The following is a 25,992-nucleotide window of genomic DNA, read 5'->3' on the forward strand; positions in this document are numbered from 1 at the left end:
GGTTCGTCCTCCGCGCTGCCCCGCGTGACCAGGGCGTGAGGAATGGAGAACCGTGGACTCGGAGCGGGAAACGCGTGCGCCCAAGCACCGGCGTGCCGGGACGGCCTGGCGCATTCTCCGCGGCGTGCTGATGGCCGGAATTGCCGCTGTGGTGGCAGTGCTGGTCAGCGGATTCCTGCATGGAGACCCACGGATCACCGCCCTTTTCCCGGGTGTGAGCGTCCCAGGTGCCGCGCAGGACGGGCACCCCGGGCAGAAGCAAACGGCGCCTGCACGTGCAGCAGACGCCCCGCCGCCCGGAGTTGAGGAGGCGGACGCCCCGTTGGCCTCGCCGAAGGCGCCGGAAACTACCAACGGTTCGTATAAGTTCCTGGCCACCAACGACGACGGCACTCCGGTGGGGTACTCGCCATGCCGGCCGCTGCACTACGTGGTGAACAACGCTTCCGCGCCGGAGGGTTCCGATGCACTGTTGGAGACAGCGATCGCCAATGTCTCCGCCGCTTCAGGGATCCAGTTCGTCAACGACGGCACCACCGACGAATTGCCGGTAGACCGGCGGGAGCCATACCAGCCGGCCAAGTACGGCGACCGGTGGGCGCCCTTGCTGATTTCGTGGACCACGCCAGAGGCCGCTCCGGCTTTGGCGGACAAAGTCATTGGCACCGGCGGCAGCACCATGTACTCACTCAACAACGGACCCAAAAGCTACATCACGGGCAGCCTGGAGCTGGACACCCCGCAGGTCTCCGAACTGCTCGCTGACCCCGAAGGCGCCGACTACGTCCTGGCGGTCATGCAGCACGAATTGGGGCACGTCATGGGTTTGGACCATGTGGAAGATCCGGTCCAGCTGATGTACCCGGAGATTGGCGCCCCTGACGGTCTTGCGGCCGGCGACCTGACCGGACTGCACCTCCTTGCCTCGGCCCCCTGCCGCGAGGATATCTAAGAGCCCGTTCAGTCCGCCATGGACTCCCGGCGGTACCGGACTTATGCTGTCGGGAACGGCCGACGACGGCGCCCCACCTCCCGTCGCAGCCTCCACGTCAGGGGGTTCCATGGAACCTTACGGGTCGCCCGAGTGGCAGGACCCCGATCCTTCCCGCCCCCATGATCCTCCGCATGGCCCCTACCGGCCCGAGGGAACGCTGGCACCGCCGGTCCGGCAACCGGCCACGCCACGGCCGCCCGTCAAGCACAGCAGCACCGCCGCCATCCTGTTCTTCCTGGGCATCCTCGCATTGGTGTGCGCGGGGGCGTATTTCAGCGGCGACCTGCAGCGGTTCCTGTACGGCTCCTCCGCCACGCAAAGCCAGGCACCCCGGCCCGGGTTGGTGCCGTTCGGGCAGCGCCAAGACCCTCTGCCCGGTCTGGAAGAAGCCGACGCGCCACTGGGAACTCCGGCACCGGTGAACCGGACCAGTACCTCGTACAAGTTCCTCGCCGTGAAGGAGGACGGAACGCCCCTGGCTTACTCCCCGTGCAGGCCCATCCACTACGTGGTGAACGCGGATCTCGGGGATCCGTCCTGGCAGCCATTGGTGGACGAGGCCATTCGCCAAGCCAGCGTCGCCACCGGATTGAAGTTCGTCTACGACGGCCCCAGTTCCGAGGTCCCGTCCACCAACAGGCAGGGATACCAGCCCGCCAGATACGGTGACCGGTGGGCGCCCGTGCTGATCGCGTGGAGCACTCCGGAGCAGGTACCGCGCCTGACGGGCCAAACCGTGGGCTTGGGTGGCAGTTCCTCGATTGGCCTGAGCGATGGCTACAAGGCCTATGTCACCGGAACCGTGTCCCTGGACGCCCCACAGTTCGCCGGCATCGTGGACACCTCCGAGGGCAAGGAGATCGGGGTAGCGGTGATCATGCACGAGCTGGGACACCTGTTGGGCCTTGACCACGTGGACGACCCCCGGCAACTGATGTTTGACCAGGCTTCCTGGGTCCGGCAGTACGCTGCAGGCGACAGGACCGGCTTGGCCCAACTCGGCTCGGGCCCCTGCAGCAAAGACTTCTAGCTGTGCCTCACGCGTGAGTGGAGACCACTGCGAGCGCTTCCTCCACGGTGTCCACCAGGAAGATCTTCTCCTCCATCGGTTTTCCCGCGGCGAGGCTCTGCAGCATCGGCCAGGCTGGGAGTGTCCGTTCCCAGTGTTCACGTCCCACCAGCACCATGGGACTGATGGTTTCGGGTGCTCCGTAGTAGTTCTCGCAGGCGTCCTGGAAGATCTCCTGCACTGTGCCTGCGGCGCCCGGAAGGAAGACGATCCCGCCGGTGCACAGTTCCAGCAGGATGGCTTCCCGGACGGCATTGGCGAAGTATTTGGCAATGTGTGTGGCGAACAGGTTCGGTGGCTCGTGGCCGTAGAACCAGGTGGGGATCCCGAGTGTCGCGGTGCCCTCCGGACAGCGTTCGACGACGGCGGCTGCTTGCCGCGCCCAGGTCGTCACCGAGGGCCTGAACCCCGGTACTCCGGCGAGGGTTTCCAGCGCGGCTGCAGCATCGGCGTCGGACGTTCCGCTCAGGTAGGCGCCCATGTTGGCTGCTTCCATGGCCCCGGGTCCGCCGCCGGTGGCGACAGCGAATCCTGATTGGGCGAGCAGCCGGCCCAGCCGTGCGGCGTCGGCGAAGTCGCTGGTCCCGCGCTGGGCGGCGTGTCCACCCATGACACCCACTGTTTTTGTGCCGGAGAGTGCTCCGTGGTCCAGGAGTTCGTCCAGGGCGTCGCCGATTGCGTGGTCGTGCAGGGCCGCGGCGAGGGTGGCATCCAGGCTTCCCCGCTGCCCGGGGAGGATGCTCCACTGGTAGACCCGGGCGTCGAGGGTTGTCTCGTACTCTGTGGAGGAGATGTCCGGGTAGAGTTCCGCTGCCGTGTACAGGCTGTTCCGGTAGGGGTCGAACGGCACGCCCTGCATCGTGGGAAAGATCAGCGCTCCACGGCGCCGCAGGCTCTCTTCCACACCCTCGTCGAAGGTGCATCCCAGGAAGATCGCGCCCTGGGCGTCCAGGGACTTGAGCTCCCGTGCGTGTCCCCGCAGGTCCAGTGACTGCGCGTGCCAGCCATTCATGGACCCGGCTCCTGCGGTCACCAGATGGTGGAAGTGGACCACGCTTTCTATGTCGAGCGTCCGCGGGCTCGGGTTCAGGGCGCCGGTGCGATTCATGGTTTCAGCGTAGTATCGCCAAGGCTGTGACGCGGGCGTTTGCGCACCGGGCAGCTGTCCAGTGCATCATGAAACATGAAGAGTTCAGAAGTTGCCCGTCCGCGCATCGGTGTTCCGGTACGCCTCAGCAGTTCGGACACCCCCGACGCCCGGGTGGGCGAAGCCAATCAGCTCTTCACCTTCATCGTGGACCTGCTGCGCGAGGCCGGTGCCCAGCCGGTCCTGCTGACGCCGGTTTCGGCGGACAGCGCAGGCCGCTTGGCTGCCGAGATGCAAATGCTCGACGGCGTGCTGCTCCCCGGCGGCGGCGACATCAATCCCCGTTTGTACGGCCAGGACCCAGAAGACTCCCTGTATGACGTGAACCAGGAGCAGGACCACCTGGACATGGACGTTGCCCGCGCTACCATCGACGCCGGCCTGCCTCTGCTGGGCATCTGCCGTGGCCATCAACTGCTGAATGTTCTGTATGGCGGGACGCTGACCCAGGACATGGCCCCGACCTCGGTAAACCACAGTGGCCTGGATCCACACGATCCCGCAGCCAGCGAGTGGTCCTGGCATGACGTCCGGCTCACCCCCGGATCCAAGGCTGCGGCCCTCTATGGCTCCCCCGGCGGGTCCACTGTCAAGGTCGCCTCGGGGCACCACCAGGCGGTGGCCAGGGTGGGCGAGGGATTGGCTGTCACGGCCATCGCCGCCGACGGTACGGTGGAAGCGCTGGAAGATCCATCCCGGTGGGTTGCCTCCGTACAGTGGCACCCCGAAGTTTCCCAGCTCGCCGACTCAGAACGGCTGGTGCCTTTCACTTCCTTTGTGGAAGTGTGCCGGCACCCTATCCAGGCTCGTCCTGGTGGAGTACAGTAGCGCTCACTGCATCGCTTTCAGCGTCATCGGAAGTTCAGCCAGTACCAACTTCATTCATCAAGGCGTCCAGGGGGCGTCGTAAGTTTGCCGGCTGGGGGGCCCAACATCTGCTCAAAGGAGCATGGTTGTGGACCGTCCAAAATACGCCAGTCGTCCTCTTCGTCCGAATAACCGCCATTCTTTAATAAAACGCATTCTGGGCCTTCTCCTGGGGCCCGCGTTGGTCATGGGCGGGTTCGCCCTCACCACCGCTGCTCCCGCTGCTGCTGCTGAACCGCCGTGCGCGGGCACGGGCGGCGCCATGCAGATCGTTGCCCACACTGATGATGACCTGCTTTTCCTCAGCCCGGACTTCATGCGAGATATCCAGGCGAAGCGTTGCGTTCAAACGGTGTTTGCCACCGCCGGCGAGGCAGGTGAAGGTGCCACCTACTGGCGCAGCCTCGAATCAGGGATCCAGGCCAGCTACGCCAAAATGGCCGGAGTATCGAACAGTTGGACGACCTCCGACGCCGGTGTACCAGGACGCCCGCTCACCCTGCGGACCCTCAACGGTGCCCCGAATGTCTCCGTGGTGTACATGCGACTGCCGGACGGCTTCCCCAATGGCTTGGGCAGCGCCGCGTACAACAGCCAGAGCATCCTCAAACTCTGGGACGGCCGGCTTTCCTCCATCCGCCCGGTGGACAACGCTGCTACCTTCACCAAGTCCCAGTTCCAGTCAGCGTTGAACCGGCTTGTGGCCAACTTCCAGCCCACCACCTTCCGCACCCAGGACTGGACCGGAAACTTCACCACCCCGTACGACCACAGCGACCACTGGGCTACCGCAAAATTTGCCCAGCTTGCCACCCGCAGCTACACCGGACCGCACACGTCCATGGCCTACGATGCCTACGTCATTGATGAATACGCCCAGAACGTGACCGGCGCTGAGCTCACCGCCAAGGTGGACACGTTTGTGCGATTCGCCGATTTCGACATGTACGTCTGCAGCAGCCCCGGTGAGGGCTGTCCGGATTCCCCTTATGACGAGTGGCTGAAACGGCAGTACATTACAGCCATCGAGTGGGTGGGCAACGCCGCCAAGTCCGCAGGAACCACCGTCACTGCGTCGTCGCAGAAGGCTGCGGCGCAAAGCCCTGAGAAGGTCCGTGACGGGTACCACTGGGGCGCTCCGATGGATGCAACCCGCGAATGGGTCTCAGCCGGGGAAAAAGCCGGCAGCTGGATCCAATACAACTTCACTCCCACCCGGACCATCAATGCGGTCACCCTGTCCGACCGGCCCCTCCTGACCGATCAGATCACCGGCGGCAACCTGCAGTTCTCGGACGGAAGCACTGTGGCGGTCCCGTCCCTGCCCAACAACGGATCGGGCCTCACCATCAAGTTTCCCGCCAAGACAGTGAGCTCGGTACGGCTCAACATCACCTCCGTCAGTGCCGGCACCACCAATGCCGGACTGGCCGAGTTCGAGGCCTACCTCGGCACCGATAACGTGGCCCCCGTGGTCACTGCGGCGCCCCCGGGTGGAACCTACGCGGCGGGCCAGGCCGTCACCCTCACCGCCAATGAAACGTCCACCATCTACTACACCACCAATGGAAGCACCCCCACCACGGCCAGCAGCAAATACACCGCTCCGCTGATTCTGAGCGGCCCGCTGACCCTGAAGTACTTCGCCGTGGACACCGCCAACAATTCATCGGCTGTGGTCACGCAGACCTACTCCACCGGCCCGGACGTCACCAAGCCGGTGGTCACGGCCAACCCCGTGGGCGGCCAACACGCAGCGGGAACCACCATCACACTGACCGCGAATGAACCGGCCGAAATCCGGTACACCACGGACGGTACCGATCCCCTGACGGCCGGGCTCACCTACACCGCGGCCATCCCCTTCAACGGTCCCGGTCCCATGACGTTGAAGTACTTCGCCCGGGATACCGCCGGGAACGTCTCCGAGGTGGTGACCCAGACTTACACCGTGCCACCTGACACGACCGCTCCCACGGTCACGGCCAACCCCACCAGCCGAGCCTTGGCCAGCGGAGCCACCATTGCCCTGTCAGCGAACGAACCTGCCGCCATCTACTACACCACCAACGGCAGTACGCCAACGGCTACGGAATCAGCCACCAACATCAAGTACAACCCCGCCAATCCGATCGTCATGGGCGGCACCACCTTGGTGGTCAAGTACCTGGGTGTTGACACTGCCGGCAACACCTCGGCCGTGGGCACCCAGACCTACACCGTGCCGGCAGCCGGACCGCCGTCGGCCCATGATTTCAATGGTGACGGCCGGGCGGACGTGCTGGCCGCTGATACGGCCGGGAACTTGTATCTCTACCCCGGCAACGCCTCCGGCGGACTGGACACCAGGAAGATCGCCCTGGCCGCGCCAGCCTGGTCCACCGTCACGGACACCCTCACCCCCGGCGACTTCAACAAGGACGGCAAGCCCGATCTCCTGGCACGGGCGGGCGATGTCCTCTGGTTCTACCCCGGCGACGGTGCGGGCAGCTTCGGGGCACGGACCCAGGTCAGCACCGGGTGGAGCACCATGTCGCAGCTCTTCTCCCCCGGCGACTTCAGCGGCGATGGCATCCCCGATTTCATCGGCCGTCGAAGCAACGGCGAGCTCCGGCTGTACGAAGGAAACGGCACCGGTGGGCAGCGGACTCCCTACACGGTGGGCTGGGGCTGGGACGTCATGAACGCCATCTTCAGTACCGGCGATTTCAACGGCGACGGCAAGGGAGATGTACTGGCGCGCCGTGCGGATACAGGCGCATTATGGCTATATCCGGGCAATGGCACCGGGGGTTGGCTGCAATGGACGCAGATCGGGACGGGCTGGGGAACCCGCACTGCGGTGGCCGGGCCGCGGGACCTTGACGGCGACGGCAGGAACGACGTCGTGGGCCGCATCGGAGACACCTTGTGGCTGTATCCCGGATCGGGCGGCGGGACGTTCAGCAACGTACCGCCGGTCAGCCTCGGCACCGGCTGGCAGGCCTTGAAGATCATCGCCTAGCCGGCCCCATGAACCTGGCGCGGGTCGGAGTTTTCCCCCAGACTCTTCGGCCCGCGTCAGCCGCGTTAAAGTACGACGACGGCCCGGTACCTTCCGTGGGGAAGGCACCGGGCCGTCGTCGTACTTCAGGTGCCTTACGGCAGCCTAGCTAGAGCGTTGCGAAAACTTCACGCAGCAGCTTGGCGGTTTCGGACGGCGTCTTGCCGACCTTCACGCCAGCAGCTTCGAGAGCTTCCTTCTTGGCCTGTGCGGTGCCAGCGGAGCCGGACACGATGGCGCCTGCGTGGCCCATGGTCTTGCCCTCGGGAGCCGTGAAGCCGGCAACGTAGCCCACAACCGGCTTGGTGACGTTGGCCTTGATGTAGTCGGCTGCGCGCTCTTCAGCATCGCCACCGATTTCGCCGATCATGACGATTGCCTTGGTCTCGGGGTCAGCTTCGAACGCAGCCAGGGCGTCGATGTGCGTGGTGCCGATGACGGGGTCGCCACCGATACCGATCGCGGTGGAGAAGCCGAGGTCGCGGAGTTCGTACATCATCTGGTAGGTCAAGGTACCGGACTTGGACACGAGGCCGATGGGGCCCTTGCCCGTGATGTTCGCCGGGGTGATGCCCACCAGGGCTTCGCCCGGGGTGATGATGCCGGGGCAGTTCGGCCCGATGATGCGGGTGATCTGCTTGCCGTCAGCGTCAACCTTGGACTGGGCCAGTGCCCAGAATTCGGCGGAGTCCTGAACCGGAACGCCTTCAGTGATGACCACAACGAGGCCGATGCCGGCTTCGATTGCTTCAACAACGGCGTCCTTGGTGAATGCCGGCGGGACGAAGACGATGGAGACGTCTGCGCCGGTTTCAGCGATGGCTTCCTTGACGGTGCCGAAGACGTTGATTTCCTTGTCGCCGTGCAGGACCGTGGTGCCGGCCTTGCGGGCGTTTACGCCACCAACAATGTTGGTGCCGGCCTTGAGCATCAGGGCGGTGTGCTTGGTGCCCTCGCCGCCGGTGATGCCCTGAACGATGACCTTGGAGTCTTTGTTGAGGTAGATAGACATTGTCGCGTCCCTTTACTTAGCTGCGTTGGCGAGCTCGGCAGCCTTGTCGGCGCCCTCGTCCATGGTGGCGGCCAGGGTAACCAGCGGGTGGTTGGCCTCGGTCAGGATGCGGCGGCCTTCCTCAACGTTGTTGCCGTCGAGGCGGACTACCAGCGGCTTGTTCGCGGAGGAACCAAGCTCAGCAAGTGCACCCACAATGCCCTTTGCCACGGCGTCACACGCAGTGATGCCACCGAAGACGTTCACGAACACGCTCTTGACCTGGGAATCGCCAAGGATGACGTCCAGACCGTTGGCCATGACCTCGGCGGAAGCTCCACCGCCGATGTCCAGGAAGTTGGCGGGCTTGACGTTGCCGTGGTTCTCACCTGCGTAAGCGACGACGTCGAGGGTGGACATCACAAGACCGGCGCCGTTGCCGATGATGCCTACTTCGCCGTCCAGCTTGACGTAGTTGAGGTCCTGGGCCTTGGCCTTGGCCTCGAGCGGGTCAGCTGCGTCCTTGTCTTCCAGCGTGGCGTGGTGCACGTGGCGGAAGTCAGCGTTCTCGTCCAGGGAAACCTTGCCGTCGAGGGCAACGATCTCGCCTGCACCGGTGCGGACCAGCGGGTTGACCTCAACCAGGGTTGCGTCTTCCTTCTTGAAGACGTCCCAGAGCTTCAGAATGACGTCGGCCACTTTGCCGCGCAGTTCTTCAGCGAAACCTGCAGCTGCGACGATCTCGTCGGCCTTTGCCTGGTCGATGCCCACAGCGGGGTCGATGGCGATCTTGGCCAGGGCCTCGGGACGCTCGACAGCAAGCTGCTCGATCTCCATGCCGCCTTCTACGGAGCACATGGCCAGGTAGTTGCGGTTGGCGCGGTCCAGGAGGACCGAGAAGTAGAACTCTTCGGCGATGTCGGCGCCCTGGGCGATCATCACCTTGTTGACGGTGTGGCCCTTGATGTCCATGCCCAGGATGTTGGTGGAGTGCTCAAGTGCCTCTTCGGCAGTCTTGGCAACCTTGACGCCGCCAGCCTTGCCGCGGCCACCAACCTTAACCTGTGCCTTGACGACAGTTACGCCGCCGATCTTCTCGGCAGCTGCCTTTGCTTCTTCAGGAGTGTGCGCCACGATGCCGGCGAGCACGGGTACACCGTGCGCTTCGAACATATCGCGCGCCTGATATTCAAACAGGTCCACGGTTTAGTGTCCTTCTACGTCGAAGTAGTTTTCTGTTCAGCCGGGAACCGCGATGACCGCGATAGCCAGCTGCGGAAAGTACGCGGTAACAACCAGGATTGAAGCCGGTCACATTGCGTAAGGTCCTCTCGGAACTTTAGCCCTATGAGGAGTCCCGCCAGCTACACACTACCTGTTAAGTGAGTAACCTTACACTTCTATCGCCTGTAGAAAAACCGCAGAATGACGCGGTTTTTGGGCCATTCGACGTCCGTCATGAGGCCTGCTTAAGGTTCCCCGTGACTGTTTTGCCGCCGTCGGAAATCAGCTGGTACCCCTCGGGAGTCACGAAGAAAGCCACGCCACCGGAGACGTTTCCGCAGGCAACACCGCCGTTATAGGCAGAGCAGCGCAGCCCGTTGCGCTCGATGTTCTGCCCATCGGCCAGCTCCCGCAACTTGGAGATAGGCCCGTTGCGGCTGCCTTTGGGCCCGAACTCCGACTCCATTTGTGTTACGCCGGAACGACATGAGCCGTAGACGGCCTTGTCCGGCGAAAGGAGGACCGTGCCACCGAGGTAGCCCAGGCCCGTTCCGGCGCAGTCGTCGGCGATGTCGGCCAGGTCAGGCTTGGCATACTTCGCCAGTTCGCAATGAGCCACGGGAACAACTGCGAACTTGTTGTTGGCGGCGTCCGAGTAGGAGTTGGCCTCGTATGGAAGGTTCAAGTGGCCACCCCTGGCGGAAGTCAGGGCGCAGACAATGTTCTTATCAGCCGTGACAAACGCAGTGACATCCTCGCCCGCAGCCAGGGTGGTCTGCTCGGTGACCGGAACCTGCTGCAACTGCTCCAGGGGCGCCAACGGGGCAGGAGGAACGTAGTCCGGATCCTCGGTGGCGAAGGAGCACCCTGTGGTCAAGACCAAGAGCGCGGCAGCAAGAATCCCCAGAACAGTCCGTCGCATGCCACCAATTATGCCGGTAACCGGATGCCGGCGAAGATCAAGCGTCCAGTTTGGTCAGCGGCGCGTACCGCAACAGCAGGCGCTTCTCGCCGACGTCGAACTTCACCTTGGCCACTGTCTTATCGCCAGCGCCCTCGACGCCCAGCACCACGCCATTGCCGAAGCTCGTGTGGTTGACCTTGTCCCCCACCACCACTGAAATGACTTCTTTCTGCGGCTGCACCCTGTTGCGTGCGACGGCGGCAGGAACGTCGGCGTCGAACCCTGCAGTGGGGCTGGCGGCAGCACCGCGCGAGGTGCCGGCTCCCCAGAACGAACCGCCATAGCGATTGGAACCGATCGGGGCGCTGCCCCATCCGCCCGCCTGGCGGCTCATGCCTTCGCGCTTCCACTCCACCAGCTCGGAGGGTATTTCTTCGAGGAACTGGCTGGCAGGGTTGTACTGGCTTTGGCCCCACATGCTGCGGACTTCGGATCGCGTGACGTAGAGTCGCTTGCGGGCGCGGGTGAGGCCCACGTAGGCAAGGCGGCGTTCTTCCGCGAGTTCCTTGGGGTCTGTGGCCGATCGCTGGTGCGGGAAGATCCCGTGCTCCATGCCGGTCAGGAAGACCACCGGGAACTCCAGGCCCTTGGCGGTGTGCAGGGTCATGAGCGTGACCACGCCCATGCGCTTTGCCTCGGCCACGGCGGCGTCGATGTCAGCGCCGGGTGCATCCGGGATCTGGTCGGCGTCGGCTACCAAGGAGACCTGTTCCAGGAACTCGCCCAAGGAACCTTCCGGGTTGTCGCGTTCGTACTCACGGACCACGGCCACGAGTTCGGCGAGGTTCTCCACACGGGATTCATCCTGAGGATCATTACTGGCCCGCAGCCCGGCGAGGTATCCAGTCTGCTCCAGGACAGCTTCCAGTGCGGCAGCGGCACCGGAACCTGACGCGACCTCGGCGAGATCATCCATCAGCTTCACGAAGCTGAGGACCAGGTTGACCGAACGGCTGGCCATTCCGGGCGCTTGGTCCGCACGGCGGGCAGCAGCCATGAAGGAGGACCGCTCGCGTTCTGCCAAGGCAGCTACGGCGCCTTCGGCCCGATCACCGATTCCCCGCTTGGGTTCATTGAGGATACGGCGCAGGTTGACGTCGTCATCCGGGTTGACCAGGACGCGAAGGTAGGCCAAGGCATCCTTGATTTCCTTGCGTTCATAGAAGCGGGTGCCGCCCACGACTTTGTACGGCAAGCCCACCCGGACCAACACGTCTTCGATGGAACGGGACTGGGCATTGGTGCGGTAGAAGATGGCGACGTCGCCCGGACGGAGGCCGTCCTCATCCTGCAGGCGGTCGATTTCCTTGGCGATGAACTGGGCTTCGTCGTGCTCGTTCTCGCCCACATAGCCAACGATTTTTTCGCCATCGCCCTCCGCCGTCCACAAGCGCTTTTCCTGACGGTTGGGGTTGCGGGAGATGACGGAGTTGGCGGCGCTGAGGATGTTCTGGGTGGAGCGGTAGTTTTGCTCGAGCTTGATGGTGCGGGCATTGGGGTAGTCGGCCTCGAACTCCACAATGTTGCGGATGTCCGCACCGCGGAACGCGTAGATGGACTGGTCGGAGTCGCCCACCACCGTCAGCTCGCTGGGTTGGACGCTGGTGTCAGTTCCCACTCCAACGATTTCCCGGACCAAAGCGTACTGGGCATGGTTGGTGTCCTGGTACTCATCCACCAGGACGTGACGGAATCGGCGTCGGTAGGACTCTGCGAGCGCGGGGAAGGCGCGGAACATGTAGACGGTCTCAGCAATGAGGTCATCGAAGTCCATGGCGTTGGCTTGGCGGAGGCGCTGCGTGTAGCCCTTGAAGACCTCGGCCACGGCGGTGTCGAAGGGGTCGTTGTAGTTGGCGGACGAGGCATGGGAATCGGCGTCGATCAGCTCATTCTTGAGCGCCGAGATCTTGTGCTGGATGGCCTTGGGCGCGAACTTCTTGGGATCGAGGTCCAGGTTCTTCGCTACCAGGGTTATCAGGCGCAGGGAATCCGCGGAGTCGTAGATGGAGAAATTCGAGTTCAGGCCCACCGTGGTGGCTTCCCTGCGCAGGATGCGGACACAGGAGGAGTGGAACGTGGAGATCCACATGGCCTTGGCCCGGCCGCCAACCAAGGCTTCGATGCGTTCCCGCATTTCCGCTGCCGCTTTGTTGGTGAAGGTGATGGCCAGGATTTCCCCGTGGTGTGCGCGCTTGGTGGCGATCAGGTAGGCGATCCTGTTACTGAGGACACGGGTTTTGCCCGATCCCGCGCCGGCCACGATCAGCAGGGGGCTGCCGGCGTGCTTAACGGCCTCTTCCTGCTGCGGGTTCAGCCCTTGCACAAGCGCATCAGCAGACAAAAGTCCCGACCCGCCGGTGTTGCCCCATCCTCCCGATGCCGGGCCCGCCGCAGTGTCCGACGACCCACTGCTGCCCCCTTGGAGGCGGGCGCCGGCAGCGCCTCCCCCTGAGTGGGAAAGCTCCGGGGCAGCCTTGGCTGCGGCTTTGGTGCCTGCTTTGAAGGGTCCGTCTGCGTAGGGGTCAAACAACATATCCATGGTGCCTACCAGTCTAGGCGGTGGCCCCGACACAATAAGGCACCGGGTATCCGGCACCGGTTCATCGACGCTTCACACGCCTCAGCGACTAAGCAAACTGGGGAACCGAGGCCAGTGCGGCACTCAACTCGCGCACCGCCGTCGGGCCTCCAGCGACGAACCAGTTCAGTCCGTTGACCTTCACGACGGCGGTGTCCCCGCCTGCTGCGCGGACGATCGCTTTTCCGGGCAGCCAGTCCCATTCCGGGCAGCTGTGCTGGAACCAGCAGCCGAGTTCGCCGTCGGCTACGCGGCCGAGGTCGCACGAACCCGAGCCGAACATGCGCAGGGACGCCGCGGTGACCGCAGCGGCGTGCCACGGCATGGCCGCGCGGGGATCCGCCAGCCACGTGGGGTGGATGTAGGTGGCCGCGCTGATTTCTCCCACGGCGCGATCGCCCGAGCCGGAGATCGGTTCGCCGTTCAACGTCGCGGGGTGTTCTTCCCCGCCGAGCCACAGCTTGTCCAGCTCAGGCTGGTAAATGGCGCCGAGCAGCACCTCCGGATCGGCAACGGGGTTGGTCCCGTCCTCGGAGCCGTCCCGCTTGAGGGCGATCGCCGAGCACCAGTAGGTGGATCCGTGCAGGAAGTTGTAAGTGCCGTCCACGGGATCGATCACCCAAGTCCGGCCGCTCGTTCCCGCCACCGACGCACCTTCTTCGCCGAGGATGCCATCCTCGGGCCGGCAGCGCCGCAACTGTTCCAGGACGTAGGCCTCGGCGGCGTGATCGGCTGCAGTGACGACGTCGGACACTGAGGTCTTGCGTTCGCCCTGCAGGCCGCCCATCCGCATGAGCAGCGCCAACTGGCCTGCCTCACGGACCAGCGCGCTGGCCAGTTGGTAGTCATTCAGTGTTGGATCGAGTTCAGTTGCTGTGTGCCTGCCGGTGGTCATGGTTCCAGCTTATGTGGACGGATAATGAATGACATGGCCAAGACACCAGCCCAGCGCATCAAGAAGCACGGAGCAAAGGCAGTGGTTCCCGATCACACACTGCCTCCCGTGATCAACACCACCACCCAGCGGACACCGCAAAAGGCGCAGAGCAACTCCAAGCTCATCGTGATCGCGGGCGTGGTGGCCAGCCTGTTCCTGTTCTGGTACCTGCACTTGCTGACGTTGAACCAGATGACCCAGCTCTCCGGCGGCTTGGCTATGCCGGATTCATTGATCGGCGGATTCTCGCAGGAATACGTCGGCCAACTCCGCGAGGCCATGGACGAATCCGCGCGCGGCCAGCTGAACTACGTGCATAAGACCGCAGGCACATTGTTTCCCCTGATTTTCGGGTTCAGCTGGCTCCTGCTCATCGGCACCAACGTGGCCCGGAAGTCATGGCGTTGGGCTATGTGGGCGGCTCCCATGCTGTTCGCCGTGGCTCATCTGTGGTCCAACGTCGCCATCGATTCGATGTTGGCATCGGACGCGCCCGACGCCGGTTCGGTGGCTTTGGCGTCCGGCCTCACCATTGCGTCGTGGGTACTGTTCCTGGTCAGCCTCGCGTGCGGCGTGCTGGCTGTTTTCCTGGGCCGGAAGAGCGCAAAGCCCTGACGGCTTTCCTTTGCTTCGTCACGCGTCGTGCCACCACAAGGCCCACCATGGATAGCCCCATGATGATCGGATAGGCCATGGTGCGTTCGATCGCGCCCGGCTCCTCCACGCGCAACCCCACTGCGAGGATGTAGATGGTGGTGCCCAACGACACCGCACCGCAGACAAGGACAAACCAGGACATCTGCGTATGCCTGCGCCACACGACGCCCAGGATCGCCAAGGACAGTGGGCCGGCGATGAAATACATGCCGGCGCCGACCAGATGCAGTGCCAGGTCCGTGTCCTCCGGGACCAGTCCAACCATTGCCTGGCCAATGCCCGCCACGAAGATCAGCACCCGCACCGCCCCGGCCGCGATCCAAGGAAAAGACTCGGCCGTCCTTTGGGATTCCGAGGCCATCCGGGGAGTGATAACACGCGCGCCAGGCTGGGCTGCGATGGACAACACGGCCGTATTCACCAACACGGCGCCCAGAATCATGGCTACGCCCTGAAGCACGAACGAAACATTCATCAACCAATTGAGCGGGGAGCAGACTTCGTACCCATTGAAGGGTCCACAGTGGGCCGCGCCGAGATCGCTGATGACGTGGGCCCGCCGTTCATAGCCCGGGCTGCCCAGCCAGGCGGCTATCGCAACGGCTTCCACAATGAAGTAGTGGATGGGCGTGATCGCTGCCCATCCCCCAACCAGCTCGCGTCTCCCGGCGAGGTCGGGCAGAAGCCCGCGGTCAATGCCGCGCGGACCAGCCGCCGTCGTCATATCGACAGGATAGACCTCGCGTTCACGCGGCGCACCACTTGTTCGCCAGAGCCGCACCACTACGCGCCAAACGCACCAGAGCTTACGGGCGCAATCGGCGCCAACAGGTGCGCTCCCCGAAAACAACCGCCGCACCACTACCCGCCAAACGCACCACTCGTGCGCCAACACCGCACCACTACGCGCCAAACGCACCACTTGTTCGCCAGAGCCGCACCACTACCCGCCAAACGCACCACTTGTTCGCCAGAGCCGCACCACTACGCGCCAAACGCACCAGAGCCTACGGGCGCAATCGGCGCCAACAGGTGCGCTCCCCTCAGTGCGACCCCATCCGCAATCGTGCCGCTTTCCGTTCCGTGTGCACCCGCTGCGCGACGACCAAACCGGCAGCAGCCAGCCCAATGGTCACCGGATACCCCATGAACCGCTCCAAAAGGCCAGGCAAGGGCACCTCCATCCCAGTGAGTCCGCCGATAATGAGCGCAGCGATACAGAGCAGGCCGCACACGCCAAGGAACCAGCTCACCGGTGTCTGACGGAACCACAGGATGCCCAACAACAGCAGTGCGAATCCGCCACCGATGAAGAACATCAGGGCACCAGCAAAATGCCATGGCGAGTCGAGGTCTTCGGGCACCAGGCCAACAAGGACGGTTCCAACGCCGGCCACTCCTGTGAGGATACGGATGGCCACAGCAAGGATCCACGGCACGGTGAGCACGCGGGCGGCAGCAGAATCAACCGCAACAGACCGGAACCGGCGGGCAGCAACACCAGGCTTTGCCGCGACGCACAGAAGTCCCGCGGTCAGGAACAGCGCACCCAGTATCAGGGCCAGCCCCTGGACCACGAACGAGGCATTCATCAGCACGTGCAACGGCGAGCACACGGCCCGGTCCTCGTACACGCCGCAGGACACCGCTCCGAGGTCGCTGATGTATCCGGTTGCGCGGCTGTAGGGCTCGGGACCGGCCCACGCCTGAATGACGGCGGCCTCGGCCACGAAGTATTGGACGACGCTCAGCTGCGCCCACCCGCCGATGTTGGCCCGGATGTTACGGACGTCGGGAAAGAACGATCCGGCCTGCGCCGGTACAGTCGAGGGCCCTGTCATGCTCGCCAGCCTAGCGGTGTTCGGGCAGCGCCCCGGCAGCTTGTATGCTTGTAGTCGTGTCCGGGCCCTTGAGCTCCAGCAGTGGGATTCAGAGCCATGGACATACAGGCCCTCGTAGCTCAGTGGATAGAGCACGGCTCTCCTAAAGCCGGTGTCGTTGGTTCGATTCCAATCGAGGGCACTTGAATCACCAGCAACCCACCCAGGACTTGCAGGCCTACCTGGCCGGCAGCTGGAGTGTGGAGCGAACCCTCCTGGACCGCGCCTCAGGCACCAACGGTACGTTTACCGGCGTCGTGCGCTATTCGTTGAATCCCGACGGCGGCCTGGACTACCGCGAAGACGGAACCATGCACTGGCCTTCCCATTCCGGCCCTGCTTTCCGCGAGTATGTCCTCACACCAGGCGCCACAGCGGATTCGATGGACGTGTTCTTTCCCGACGGCAGGCCTTTCCACGTCATGAGCTTCTCCGAGCAAGGCAACCAGGACAAACACTGGTGCGATCCCGACGATTACCGCGTCAGCTACATCTACTTAGGCCCGGATTCGTTCAGCTTCACGTGGGATGTCCACGGACCGGCGAAGGATCTCCTGCTGGAATCGCACCTGGTCCGCATCGATGCCGGGAGGCAAGCATGAGTGGAACCGGCACGGACCTGATCGTGGTCAGCGCCGTGTGCGTCTACAACACGGACGGCCAGCTGTTAACCGTCCGGAAGCGTGGCACGGACAAATTCATGCATCCCGGCGGCAAGCCGGAACCCGGCGAAACGGCGGCTGAAGCAGCGTCGCGGGAACTGCATGAAGAGGTGGGCATCGAGGTTGCGCCGGACCTCCTCCAGCCGCTGGGTGTCTGGCTCGCGGTGGCCGCCAACGAAGCGGCGACCAACATCGAGGCCACCGTTTTCACAGCTCCCGGCACCTGGGAAGCCCACCCCTCGGCGGAGATCGCCGAGATCCGCTGGCTGGACCTCAACGGGCCTTTGCCCAGCGATCTGGCGCCGCTGCTAACGGATCACGTTATCCCGCTGCTGACCACGCCCACCTAAGGACAGCGCTACAGCTCCGGGACAGCTTCCTGCGCCACCGCCGTGGCCTCCGCGAACTGCGTTTGGTACAGCTCGGCGTAGCGTCCGTCGGCGGCCAACAGTTCGGTGTGCGTGCCGCGCTCCACGATCCTGCCGTCCTCCACCACCAGAATGGCGTCGGCCGCTCGGATGGTGGACAACCGGTGTGCAATTACGACGGCGGTACGCCCCTCGAGCGCCTCACCCAGGGCCGCTTGGACTGCGGCCTCGTTGGTGGAGTCCAGCGCTGCCGTGGCTTCATCGAGAATCACCACGCGCGGCTGCTTGATGAGCAGGCGGGCGATGGTGAGCCGTTGGCGTTCGCCGCCGGACAGACGGTAGCCGCGCTCCCCCACCACGGTTTCGAGGCCATCGGGCAGGGACCGGATCATTGGTTCCAGGCGTGCCCGCCGGAGCACGTCCCACATGTCTTCTTCGGTGGCATCCGGCCGGGCAAGGCGCAGGTTGGAGGCGATGGTTTCGTGGAACAGGTGCCCATCCTGGGTCACCATGCCCATGGTGTCCCGCAGGGAATCGAAACTGAGATCGCGAACGTCCACACCGGCTCCTTGCTCTCGTCCGCCAAGGCGCACCGCGCCGGAGTCGACGTCGTACAAGCGTGAGAGCAGTTGTGCCACGGTGGACTTGCCGGCGCCGGAGGAACCCACCAGAGCTACGGTCTGTCCAGGTTCAACCCGGAAGCTGAGCCCGTGCAGGACTTCCTCCCCGCCCCGGGTATCCAGGGTGGCAACGTCTTCCAGGGAAGCCAGCGACACCTTTTCGGCGGAGGGGTAGGAGAAGCGGACGTCGTCGAATTCCACGGCCACGGGGCCTGCGGGCACGGTAAGGGCGTCAGGCTTCTGCGTGATGAGTGGCTTCAGGTCAAGGATTTCAAAGACCCGCTCGAAACTGACCAAGGCACTCATGATTTCCACACGGGCGTTGGACAGGGCTGTCAGTGGGGCGTAAAGCCGGGTGAGAAGGAGGGCCAGGACCACTACATCGCCCGGTGCAAGCTGTCCGCCGAGCGCCAGCCAACCGCCCAGGCCGTAGACCAAGGCCAAGGCCAAGGCCGACACCAACGTCAGGGCCGTGACGAACGTGAACTGCAGCATGGCGGTCCGGATTCCGATGTCCCGGACCCGGCCCGCCCGGTCGGCAAATTCACGGGATTCCTCATCCGGGCGGCCAAACAGCTTCACCAACGTGGCCCCGGGGGCAGAGAACCTTTCGGTCATTTGCGTGCCCATGGCGGCGTTGTGCGCGGCCGCTTCACGGCGGAGGTCGGCCAGTTTTGAGCCCATGCGCCGGGCCGGGATCAGGAAGATCGGCAGCAACACCATGGCCAGCACCGTGACCAGCCATGAGGTGTTCAACATGACCACGAGGGTCAGGGCCAATGCCACCACGTTGCTGACGACCCCGGACAGCGTGCCGGCGAAGGCGGACTGCGCCCCGATGACATCGTTGTTCAGGCGGCTGACCAAGGCACCGGTCCGCGTCCTGGTGAAGAACGCGATGGGCATGCGCTGCACGTGGTCGAACACGCGGGTGCGGAGGTCCACAATGACGCCCTCGCCAATGATGGAGGACAGCCAGCGGGTCACCAGCCCCACACCGGCCTCGCCCACCGCGACGATGGCGATCAGGACCGCAAGCCAGATGACCGTGCCCACCCCGGCGTTGGCAATGATGGCATCCACCACCTGGCCTGCCAGCACGGGCGTGGCGACAGCCAGGAAAGCACCTGCGATGGAAGCGATCACGAAGGCAATGAGCTTGCCCTTGTGCGGGGCGGCGAAGGCCATGACCCGCTTCAGGGTTTCCTTGGAGAACGGCTTGGATCCGCTCTTGGCAGTGGTGATGTTGTACAGCGAGCTCCAGGCCACGCGGTCCATGCTCATGGTTGCTTCTCCTGGCTGGGGGTGTGGTGCAGTTCTTGGACCTGTCCGTTTTCAAGGTGCCAGCGTGAATCGAGCCGCACGTTTTCCAGCAGCCGGCGATCATGGGTGACCAGCAGGAGTGCGCCTTCGTAGCTTTCCAGCGCCTCTTCGAGTTGCTCGATCGCCGGGAGGTCCAGGTGGTTGGTGGGTTCGTCCAGCACCAGCAGGTTCACGCCGCGGGCCTGCAGCAACGCAAGGGCCGCACGTGTCCGCTCCCCCGGAGACAACGAATCCACAGTGCGCGAGGTGTGGTCGGCCTTGAGTCCGAACTTGGCCAGGAGCGTCCGGACATCGGCGCTGTTCCAGTCCACCAGCACCGCTTCGACGGCGTCGCCAAGCGGCTGCCCGCCGTCGAGCAGTCCACGCGCTTGGTCAATTTCGCCGATGGCTACAGAGGCACCCATGGAGGCATCGCCGTCGTCCGGTTCCTGCGTTCCAAGCAGCAGGCGCAGCAGTGTTGATTTGCCGGCGCCGTTGGGTCCTGTGATGCCGATGCGTTCGCCGCCGTTGAGTTGGAGGTTCACCGGTCCCAGCGTGAAGTCACCTTGGCGCGCGACGACGTCACGCAAGGTGGCGACGACGGCACTTGAGCGGGGTGCCTGGCCGATGCTGAACTGCAGCTGCCACTCCTTGCGCGGTTCCTCCACCTCGGTCAGGCGGGCAATGCGCGACTCCATCTGCCGGACTTTCTGGGCTTGCTTCTCCGACGACTCGCTGCTCGCGGCGCGACGGATCTTGTCATTGTCCGGGTTTTTCTTCATGGCGTTGCGGACACCCTGGGAGCTCCACTCCCGCTGGGTGCGTGCGCGGGAAATGAGGTCTGCCTTGGTGTTGGCGAACTCGTCATACCGTTCACGGGCGTGGCGCCTGGCCACGGCGCGCTCCTTGAGGAACGCCTCGTAGCCGCCGTCATACACGGCCACGGAATTCTGGGCCAGGTCCAATTCCACCACGGTGGTCACGCAGCGGGCCAGGAATTCGCGGTCGTGGGATACCAGGACAACACCGCCACGAAGGCCCTGGACAAAAGCTTCGAGGCGGGCCAGTCCGTCCAGGTCAAGATCGTTGGTGGGTTCGTCAAGGAGGACTACGTCGAAGCGGCTGAGCAACAGTGCTGCCAGAGCCACGCGTGCAGCCTGCCCACCGGAGAGCCCTGTCATGAGGGCATCGGCACCCAGTTCCAGACCGAGATCGGACAGCACGGCCGGTATGCGGTCTTCAAGGTCCGCCGCCCCCGAGGCCATCCAGCGGTCGAAGGCCAGGGAGTAGGCGTCATCGGCTCCCGGGGCCCCGGACCCGAGGGCTTCTGCGGTGGTTTCCATCTCCACAGTGGCCTGGGCGCACCCTGTCCGGCGCGCAACGTACGCCGCGATGCTCTCCCCCGCGGTGCGCTCGTGTTCCTGGGGCAGCCAGCCCACAAACGCGTCCGAAGGCGCCAGGCTGACGCTGCCCGCCTGCGACTGGTCCACGCCGGCAAGGATGCGAAGCAGCGTGGACTTCCCGGCGCCGTTCGCACCCACGACGCCCACAACATCGCCGGGCGAAACGGTCAGGGAAAGGTCGGAAAAAAGGGTGCGATGGCCGTGGCCACCGGCAAGATCCTTGGCCACCAAGGTTGCTGTCATGTGTGTATCCTCCAGCAGGGAAACGCAGGAATTCAGGCCGCGATTCCCGCAGGCATGGAAAAACCCGTTGGTCCGGACTTGGGGGGTGTACGGACCAACGGGTTCAAGCATCAAGCATAATTCAATGTGGCGTCGGCGTAAAATCGTTTCGTACTCCCACTTACGGCTTCCTGAAGTCCTGCCCCGCGACCCGTCACGGAAAGTTCCCCATGCCCTTACCCTCCAAGGCGTTCCAGCGCTGGCTTCACGGCGTCGCGCCCGATGCCAGCACCGCTGATGTCTGCAGGATCGCCGGCATCAAACGAACAACCCTGGCCCAGCAACTGGTCCGCGGCAAGGTTGCCGAGTCAACGCTGGTGAGCATCAGCCGCGGATTCCAGGTGGATCCGGTGCAGGCCCTGGCCACGTTTGATCTCTATGCCGATCTCAGGGGCGGCCCGGTTCCGCCGACGCCCTGCGAACTGGTCAGCCAGGTCGCCACCATCGATCTGCTGCGGGCAGTGGTGGAACGCAGTGAGCCAAGCCCGACCCCCGCCGCGTTTCTTTCTGAACCGCCGCACCCCACATCAGTGCGGAACTGGGTGGACGCGATCGACGACGGCGAGTTGCGGCACCGGGTCAGCGAAGCCACCGGGATTGCGCCGCAGAACTTCTCTGCCCATCTGACTGCCAACAGGCTGCCGCCTGAACTGGCCATCGCCACTTCCCGGGCTGCCGGCGTCGGACCTGCCGGGGGGCTGGTGGCTGGAGGGTTGATCACCGAGGCCGAGGCCGGGTGGCCACCGAATGCCCGCCGGGAAGCCCTGGACCGAATGACCCGAAGCTCGCTGGTTACTCTGGCCGGCGAACGGCTCCTGGCACTGGGCAAGACCCTGAAACGCCAGGAACAAGACCACGAACGTACTGAACGAATTTGGGAGAACCTCGGATGACGGCTGTGCTGCCTTGGGTGACGCTGGTTGTATGCCTGGCTGTCACCGTTGCACGGATCCCCAGCGCGTTGCGGGGCGAGAACCGCGTGGTGTTCTATATTTTCTCGTTGATCTCGCTGAGCATCTTCATCAGCATCGAAGCGCCTTATCTGGTCCTCGACGGCTGGCTTGGTGGAATAAACATCGGCAATCTGGTCCTCCGCTTCCTCCTGTACGCCACGTTCTTCCTCATGGGCATCAAGATCGCCACCGCGTTCGGTTCCCCGTCCGCCGTCCGTGCCATCCGGGGTCCGGTTGGTCTTACTGTCGGGGCCATCGTGGCCATCCTGACCGTGTACTTCTTCGTCATTACGGACACGCGAGGGTCCTCAGCGGGCATGAGCGGACTGACGTGGGGGCCGTCGCTGGAGGCCTATGCGTTCATGGGCCGCTTCTACCCGGGCTTCGTTGCCGCCTGCCTGGTACCCGCAATCTGGCGGACGGTGGCGAGCGCGGCACCTGTCCTGCTCCGGGTTGCTTCAGCGTTGCTGCTCCTGGGGCTGGGCTTGCTCCTGCTGTCCCAATTTTTCCCGTTGATCCCCTTCTCGGAGGCGTGGCTGAGGGTGCTCATCAACTACTCGGCAGCCATGTCCACGTGCATCGGACTGGCCGGAATCTGGTTCTCCAAGGCCTATTCGCGACGAAAACGACGTCTCGCAGCGTAAGACTTTCACAAAAGCATTAGATCGTGGCACAATCATGAATGTGTGAACACGGTTGCAGCCTGACACCGGAATCAGAGAACGGGTTTCCGGTGGATGTGGCGCCCATGGGATCACAATTGGGGGGATGAGTGGTGGCGGGCTGTTGGGGACCGCCCCCACTCAGCCTTTTTAACGCCCCAGCGGCCCCACACCCAGCAAGGCTCCTTACGGTGGCTAAGATGGCTCCATGAACAGCCTTCGCACCCGCCGCTCCGTCATTGCCGCAACTCTGGCCTCGGCCGCCCTTGTGCTCACAGCGTGCGGTGGAGGTTCAACTCCCGCGCAGTCGGGCGGAGACACCTCCCTTTCGGACGTCAAGTCCAAAGGTGAGCTGGTCATCGCCACCGAGGGCACGTACCGCCCCTTCAGCTTCCATGCCGAAGGCGCCGGGGACCTCACCGGTTTCGATGTCGAGATTGCCCAGGCTGTGGCCGGAAAGCTCGGCGTGAAGGCAACGTTCCAGGAAACACAGTTCGATGGCATCTTCGCCGGCCTGGACTCCAAGCGCTTCGACACCATCGCCAACCAGATTTCCATCAACGACGAACGCAAGGCCAAATACGAGTTCTCCACCCCGTACACCATCTCCACCGGAGTAGTGGTGACCAAGTCGGACAACACCAGCATCAACAGCTTCGCGGACCTGAAGGGCAAGACCACCGCCCAGTCGCTGACCAGCAACTTCTACAAGATGGCAGTGGAAGCCGGCGCCAACGTGCAGGCAGTGGAAGGGTGGGCACAGTCCGCCACGCTGGTCCAGCAGGGCCGCGTGGACGCGACGGTGAATGACAAATTGACCTACTTGGACTACGCCAAGAACACACCGGACTCGGGCCTGAAGGTTGCTGCAGAGGCACCGGACAAGACTGAAAGCGCGTTCGTCTTCCGCAAGGGTTCAACGGAGCTCACCTCGGCCGTGGACAAGGCCCTGGCCGACCTCCAGGCAGATGGAACCATGGCGAAGATCTCCGAAAAGTACTTCGGCGCGGACGTCACCAAATAGATGAACTGGGACCTCATCTGGAGTTCCTTCGGCCCGCTCATCACCGGCGCCGTCACGGGGACCATTCCGCTGACGCTCGCTTCCTTCGCCTTCGGCCTGGTGCTCGCCTTGGTGGTGGCCCTGATGAGGCTGAGCCCCAACTGGCTGCTGTCCGGGATCGGCCGTTTCTACGTCTCGATCATCCGTGGCACTCCGTTGCTGGTACAGCTGTTCGTGATTTTCTTCGGCCTCCCCAGCATTGGCATCCGGCTTGATCCCTGGCCGAGTGCCATCATCGCGTTCTCGTTGAACGTGGGCGGTTACGCGGCCGAGATCATCCGGGCAGCCATCCTGTCCGTGCCCAAAGGCCAATGGGAAGCCGGCCACACCATCGGCATGTCCAGGCCGCAAACCCTGGTGCGCATCATCCTCCCCCAAGCAGCCCGGGTATCCGTTCCCCCGTTGTCCAATACCTTCATCTCGCTGGTGAAGGACACCTCGCTGGCATCCCTGATCCTGGTGACCGAACTGTTCCGCAATGCCCAGCAGATCGCTGCTTTCAGCCAGGAGTTCATGGCCCTGTACCTGCAGGCCGCCTTGGTGTACTGGGTCATCTGCCTGGTCCTTTCCACCGCGCAATCCGCCGTGGAAAGGAGATTGGACCGCTATGTCGCCCACTAACGAATCACGTTCCCCATCGGTCCTGAAGGCCCGGAACCTCGCCAAGGCATTCGGCAGCAATGTGGTGCTGCGCGACATCGACGTCGATATCCGCCGCGGTCAAGTGGTGGCCTTGATCGGGCCATCGGGATCCGGCAAGACCACCGTCCTGCGATCACTCAACGGCCTTGAAATTCCCGACGGCGGCACGGTGGCCTTCGGGGACAGCGACGGCGGCGGGGAACTCGCCATCGACTTCGGCGCGAAGGTTGGCAAGAAGGATTTGGCCGCCTTGCGTGACCGCAGCGCCATGGTCTTCCAGCACTACAACCTGTTCCCGCACATGACGGTCCTGAAGAACATCACCGAAGGCCCCATCCAGGTCCAGAAGAGGCCACGTGCCGAGGCCATCGCGGAGGCAGAACGGCTCTTGGAACGCGTGGGCCTGGCCGATAAACGCGACGCCTACCCCTTTGAACTCTCCGGCGGCCAGCAGCAACGCGTAGGCATCGTCAGGGCGCTGGCGCTCAAGCCCCAACTGCTGCTGTTCGACGAACCCACCTCTGCGCTGGACCCCGAACTGGTGGGTGAAGTCCTGGGTGTCATCAAGGAACTCGCCGAGGAAGGCTGGACCATGGTGATCGTGACCCACGAGCTCGCCTTCGCCCAGCATGTGGCGGACGAGGTCATCTTTATGGACGGCGGGGTGGTGGTGGAACGGGGCCCCGCTGCCGAGGTCCTGCGTGCGCCCACGCAGGAACGGACCAAGCTTTTTGTGAAACGGCTCCAGCACGACGTCTAGGAGAGACAAGAAAATGGGGGAAAAAACTTTGGATACAGCAGCCGATCCCGGCCGCAGGAAGTCCCGTCGCACCGTCATCATCGCTGTGGTGGTTGCCATCGCTGTAGTGGCTGGAGGGCTTGGCACGTGGTTTGCCCTCTCCCGCCCGGCAGGCGTCCAGCGCGCAGATGTTGTCCGCCTGGACAAGGAACGGGTAATACTGGACAACTCAATGAATCTCTACGACCCGCTGTTCAACCAGTTTTCGCTCCGCTACTCCAGCGTCATGTCCGAAAACGCGGAGCAGCAGGAAAAGGACGAGGTCCTCAACCGGGATGGTGAACGATTGAAGCGCGAGTCGCGGACCAACCTGGACCGGCTGGAACGGATGGGATCCTCTGCGGCAGTGAAGGAACAGGACATCAGCGACGCCTTCAACGGCTTCAAGGAGCACTACGGTGCTGTGATCTCCTACAACGACCAATTGGTGATCAACACGGCAAACATCACCCAGTCCGTTGGGGGTCCCTGCGCACCATTGCATTCAAGCCTGAACGTTGGCGCCGAGTCGTATTCCGAAGACTACGTCAAAGGGGCCGATGCCTGCCTCGGCGCGATCGCCGCTGCCAAGGACAACACCGATGCTGAAACAACCGAATTGCTGACTTCTGTGGAAGGCATTATCCGCGGGCAACGTGATAAGCAGCAGGAAGTCCTGGACGCCAAGGACGACTTTGAGCGGCTCGCCAAGCGCACCCTGGCAGGCCTGGCCATGCTGGACATCAATGATGCTTTGGCCAAGGCCGAAACCACGTATGAGGGCTCCGCGAAGGCGAAGTACAACCAACTGGTGACCAACGCCAATGACTCCAACAAGGCGTTTGAAAGTGCCCTCAAGAAACGCACGGATCAATTTGATGCTGCCGGCAAGGACGGGAAATAGGC

General features: G+C 63.8%; 23 protein-coding genes and 1 tRNA gene. 14 read left to right on the plus strand and 10 right to left on the minus strand.

Translation table 11 applies throughout. The annotated features are described in order from the left end of the window. The first annotated feature begins 52 nt into the window (after positions 1-52). Both AB4Y77_RS16890 and AB4Y77_RS16895 read left to right on the plus strand, forming a co-directional pair. Positions 53-952 carry a matrixin family metalloprotease gene (locus tag AB4Y77_RS16890; RefSeq protein ID WP_311211796.1) on the plus strand — a complete coding sequence of 300 codons (900 nt, stop codon included), beginning with the start codon at positions 53-55 and terminating at the stop codon, positions 950-952. Positions 953-1,061: 109 nt separating this feature from the next. Beyond that, positions 1,062-2,024 (plus strand): matrixin family metalloprotease, encoded by a 963-nt coding sequence (locus AB4Y77_RS16895; RefSeq protein WP_442014718.1) that lies wholly within the window; start codon positions 1,062-1,064, stop codon positions 2,022-2,024. A 7-nt stretch (positions 2,025-2,031) separates the two neighbouring features. Here AB4Y77_RS16895 and AB4Y77_RS16900 read toward each other — a convergent pair whose 3' ends face one another. Beyond that, positions 2,032-3,171: an LOG family protein gene (locus AB4Y77_RS16900; RefSeq protein ID WP_442014719.1), complete on the minus strand. Its 1,140-nt coding sequence runs from the start codon at positions 3,169-3,171 to the stop codon at positions 2,032-2,034. 75 nt (positions 3,172-3,246) lie between these two features. On the opposite strand from AB4Y77_RS16900, the gene AB4Y77_RS16905 reads away from it, so the two are divergent. Both AB4Y77_RS16905 and AB4Y77_RS16910 read left to right on the plus strand, forming a co-directional pair. Beyond that, the gene (locus tag AB4Y77_RS16905) at positions 3,247-4,038 is read left to right on the plus strand and encodes a gamma-glutamyl-gamma-aminobutyrate hydrolase family protein (RefSeq protein ID WP_442014720.1); all 792 of its coding nucleotides are present in this window, start codon (positions 3,247-3,249) and stop codon (positions 4,036-4,038) included. A gap of 121 nt (positions 4,039-4,159) precedes the next feature. Further along, complete coding sequence (locus tag AB4Y77_RS16910) at positions 4,160-7,081, plus strand: chitobiase/beta-hexosaminidase C-terminal domain-containing protein (RefSeq protein WP_442014721.1); 2,922 nt, start codon at positions 4,160-4,162, stop codon at positions 7,079-7,081. A gap of 148 nt (positions 7,082-7,229) precedes the next feature. Here AB4Y77_RS16910 and sucD read toward each other — a convergent pair whose 3' ends face one another. The 5 genes from sucD to AB4Y77_RS16935 form a co-directional block, all read right to left on the minus strand. Further along, the gene (gene sucD / locus AB4Y77_RS16915) at positions 7,230-8,132 is read right to left on the minus strand and encodes a succinate--CoA ligase subunit alpha (RefSeq protein ID WP_159703364.1); all 903 of its coding nucleotides are present in this window, start codon (positions 8,130-8,132) and stop codon (positions 7,230-7,232) included. A 12-nt stretch (positions 8,133-8,144) separates the two neighbouring features. After that, positions 8,145-9,314 carry an ADP-forming succinate--CoA ligase subunit beta gene (sucC, locus tag AB4Y77_RS16920; RefSeq protein ID WP_089593935.1) on the minus strand — a complete coding sequence of 390 codons (1,170 nt, stop codon included), beginning with the start codon at positions 9,312-9,314 and terminating at the stop codon, positions 8,145-8,147. Between the two features lie 253 nt (positions 9,315-9,567). Continuing rightward, the gene (locus AB4Y77_RS16925) at positions 9,568-10,257 is read right to left on the minus strand and encodes a hypothetical protein (protein WP_442014722.1); all 690 of its coding nucleotides are present in this window, start codon (positions 10,255-10,257) and stop codon (positions 9,568-9,570) included. Between the two features lie 37 nt (positions 10,258-10,294). Further along, positions 10,295-12,838 (minus strand): DNA helicase PcrA, encoded by a 2,544-nt coding sequence (gene pcrA / locus AB4Y77_RS16930; RefSeq protein WP_442014723.1) that lies wholly within the window; start codon positions 12,836-12,838, stop codon positions 10,295-10,297. Between the two features lie 88 nt (positions 12,839-12,926). Beyond that, a complete protein-coding gene (locus tag AB4Y77_RS16935; protein WP_311211789.1) occupies positions 12,927-13,772 on the minus strand; it encodes an inositol monophosphatase family protein in 846 nt (281 codons plus the stop codon). A 33-nt stretch (positions 13,773-13,805) separates the two neighbouring features. Here AB4Y77_RS16935 and AB4Y77_RS16940 point away from each other — a divergent pair, with 33 nt between their 5' ends. Next, positions 13,806-14,429, plus strand: coding sequence for a hypothetical protein (locus AB4Y77_RS16940; protein ID WP_311211788.1), 624 nt, complete (start codon positions 13,806-13,808; stop codon positions 14,427-14,429). On the opposite strand, the gene AB4Y77_RS16945 is transcribed toward AB4Y77_RS16940, so the two are convergent. Both AB4Y77_RS16945 and AB4Y77_RS16950 read right to left on the minus strand, forming a co-directional pair. After that, positions 14,371-15,195: a DUF998 domain-containing protein gene (locus AB4Y77_RS16945; protein ID WP_442014724.1), complete on the minus strand. Its 825-nt coding sequence runs from the start codon at positions 15,193-15,195 to the stop codon at positions 14,371-14,373. The genes AB4Y77_RS16940 and AB4Y77_RS16945 overlap by 59 nt on opposite strands. 319 nt (positions 15,196-15,514) lie before the next feature. Further along, positions 15,515-16,312, minus strand: a complete 798-nt coding sequence (locus AB4Y77_RS16950) for a DUF998 domain-containing protein (RefSeq protein ID WP_442014725.1) — start codon at positions 16,310-16,312, stop codon at positions 15,515-15,517. Positions 16,313-16,420: 108 nt separating this feature from the next. Between AB4Y77_RS16950 and AB4Y77_RS16955 the strand changes: the two genes are divergently transcribed. The 3 genes from AB4Y77_RS16955 to AB4Y77_RS16965 all read left to right on the plus strand — a co-directional run bounded on the left by AB4Y77_RS16955 (position 16,421) and on the right by AB4Y77_RS16965 (position 17,363). Then, positions 16,421-16,493: transfer RNA gene (locus tag AB4Y77_RS16955), tRNA-Arg, on the plus strand. 1 nt (position 16,494) lies between these two features. Beyond that, positions 16,495-16,953: a DUF6314 family protein gene (locus AB4Y77_RS16960; protein ID WP_442014726.1), complete on the plus strand. Its 459-nt coding sequence runs from the start codon at positions 16,495-16,497 to the stop codon at positions 16,951-16,953. Beyond that, positions 16,950-17,363, plus strand: a complete 414-nt coding sequence (locus tag AB4Y77_RS16965) for an NUDIX hydrolase (protein WP_442014727.1) — start codon at positions 16,950-16,952, stop codon at positions 17,361-17,363. Before AB4Y77_RS16960 ends, AB4Y77_RS16965 begins: the two co-directional genes overlap by 4 nt. Before the next feature lie 8 nt (positions 17,364-17,371). Here AB4Y77_RS16965 and AB4Y77_RS16970 read toward each other — a convergent pair whose 3' ends face one another. Together AB4Y77_RS16970 and AB4Y77_RS16975 are read right to left on the minus strand one after the other, a co-directional pair. Then, on the minus strand, positions 17,372-19,285 hold the full coding sequence (locus AB4Y77_RS16970) for an ABC transporter ATP-binding protein (RefSeq protein ID WP_442014728.1): 1,914 nt from the start codon (positions 19,283-19,285) through the stop codon (positions 17,372-17,374). Then, on the minus strand, positions 19,282-20,949 hold the full coding sequence (locus AB4Y77_RS16975; RefSeq protein ID WP_442014729.1) for an ABC-F family ATP-binding cassette domain-containing protein: 1,668 nt from the start codon (positions 20,947-20,949) through the stop codon (positions 19,282-19,284). The genes AB4Y77_RS16970 and AB4Y77_RS16975 overlap by 4 nt, the downstream gene beginning before the upstream one ends. A gap of 209 nt (positions 20,950-21,158) precedes the next feature. Here AB4Y77_RS16975 and AB4Y77_RS16980 point away from each other — a divergent pair, with 209 nt between their 5' ends. The 6 genes from AB4Y77_RS16980 to AB4Y77_RS17005 all read left to right on the plus strand — a co-directional run bounded on the left by AB4Y77_RS16980 (position 21,159) and on the right by AB4Y77_RS17005 (position 25,990). Continuing rightward, positions 21,159-21,881: a hypothetical protein gene (locus AB4Y77_RS16980; protein ID WP_442014730.1), complete on the plus strand. Its 723-nt coding sequence runs from the start codon at positions 21,159-21,161 to the stop codon at positions 21,879-21,881. Then, positions 21,878-22,585, plus strand: a complete 708-nt coding sequence (locus AB4Y77_RS16985) for a hypothetical protein (RefSeq protein WP_442014731.1) — start codon at positions 21,878-21,880, stop codon at positions 22,583-22,585. The genes AB4Y77_RS16980 and AB4Y77_RS16985 overlap by 4 nt, the downstream gene beginning before the upstream one ends. Positions 22,586-22,811: 226 nt before the next feature. After that, positions 22,812-23,627, plus strand: a complete 816-nt coding sequence (locus AB4Y77_RS16990; protein WP_311215078.1) for an amino acid ABC transporter substrate-binding protein — start codon at positions 22,812-22,814, stop codon at positions 23,625-23,627. Next, complete coding sequence (locus AB4Y77_RS16995) at positions 23,628-24,287, plus strand: amino acid ABC transporter permease (RefSeq protein WP_442014732.1); 660 nt, start codon at positions 23,628-23,630, stop codon at positions 24,285-24,287. Further along, positions 24,274-25,068 (plus strand): amino acid ABC transporter ATP-binding protein, encoded by a 795-nt coding sequence (locus AB4Y77_RS17000; protein WP_442014733.1) that lies wholly within the window; start codon positions 24,274-24,276, stop codon positions 25,066-25,068. The genes AB4Y77_RS16995 and AB4Y77_RS17000 overlap by 14 nt, the downstream gene beginning before the upstream one ends. A gap of 13 nt (positions 25,069-25,081) precedes the next feature. Continuing rightward, entirely contained in the window at positions 25,082-25,990 is a 909-nt protein-coding gene (locus AB4Y77_RS17005; protein WP_442014734.1) for a hypothetical protein, read from the plus strand. Positions 25,991-25,992 lie beyond the last annotated feature (2 nt).

It is taken from the genome of Paenarthrobacter sp. YAF11_1 (assembly GCF_052113445.1).
Taxonomy (GTDB): Bacteria; Actinomycetota; Actinomycetes; order Actinomycetales; family Micrococcaceae; genus Arthrobacter.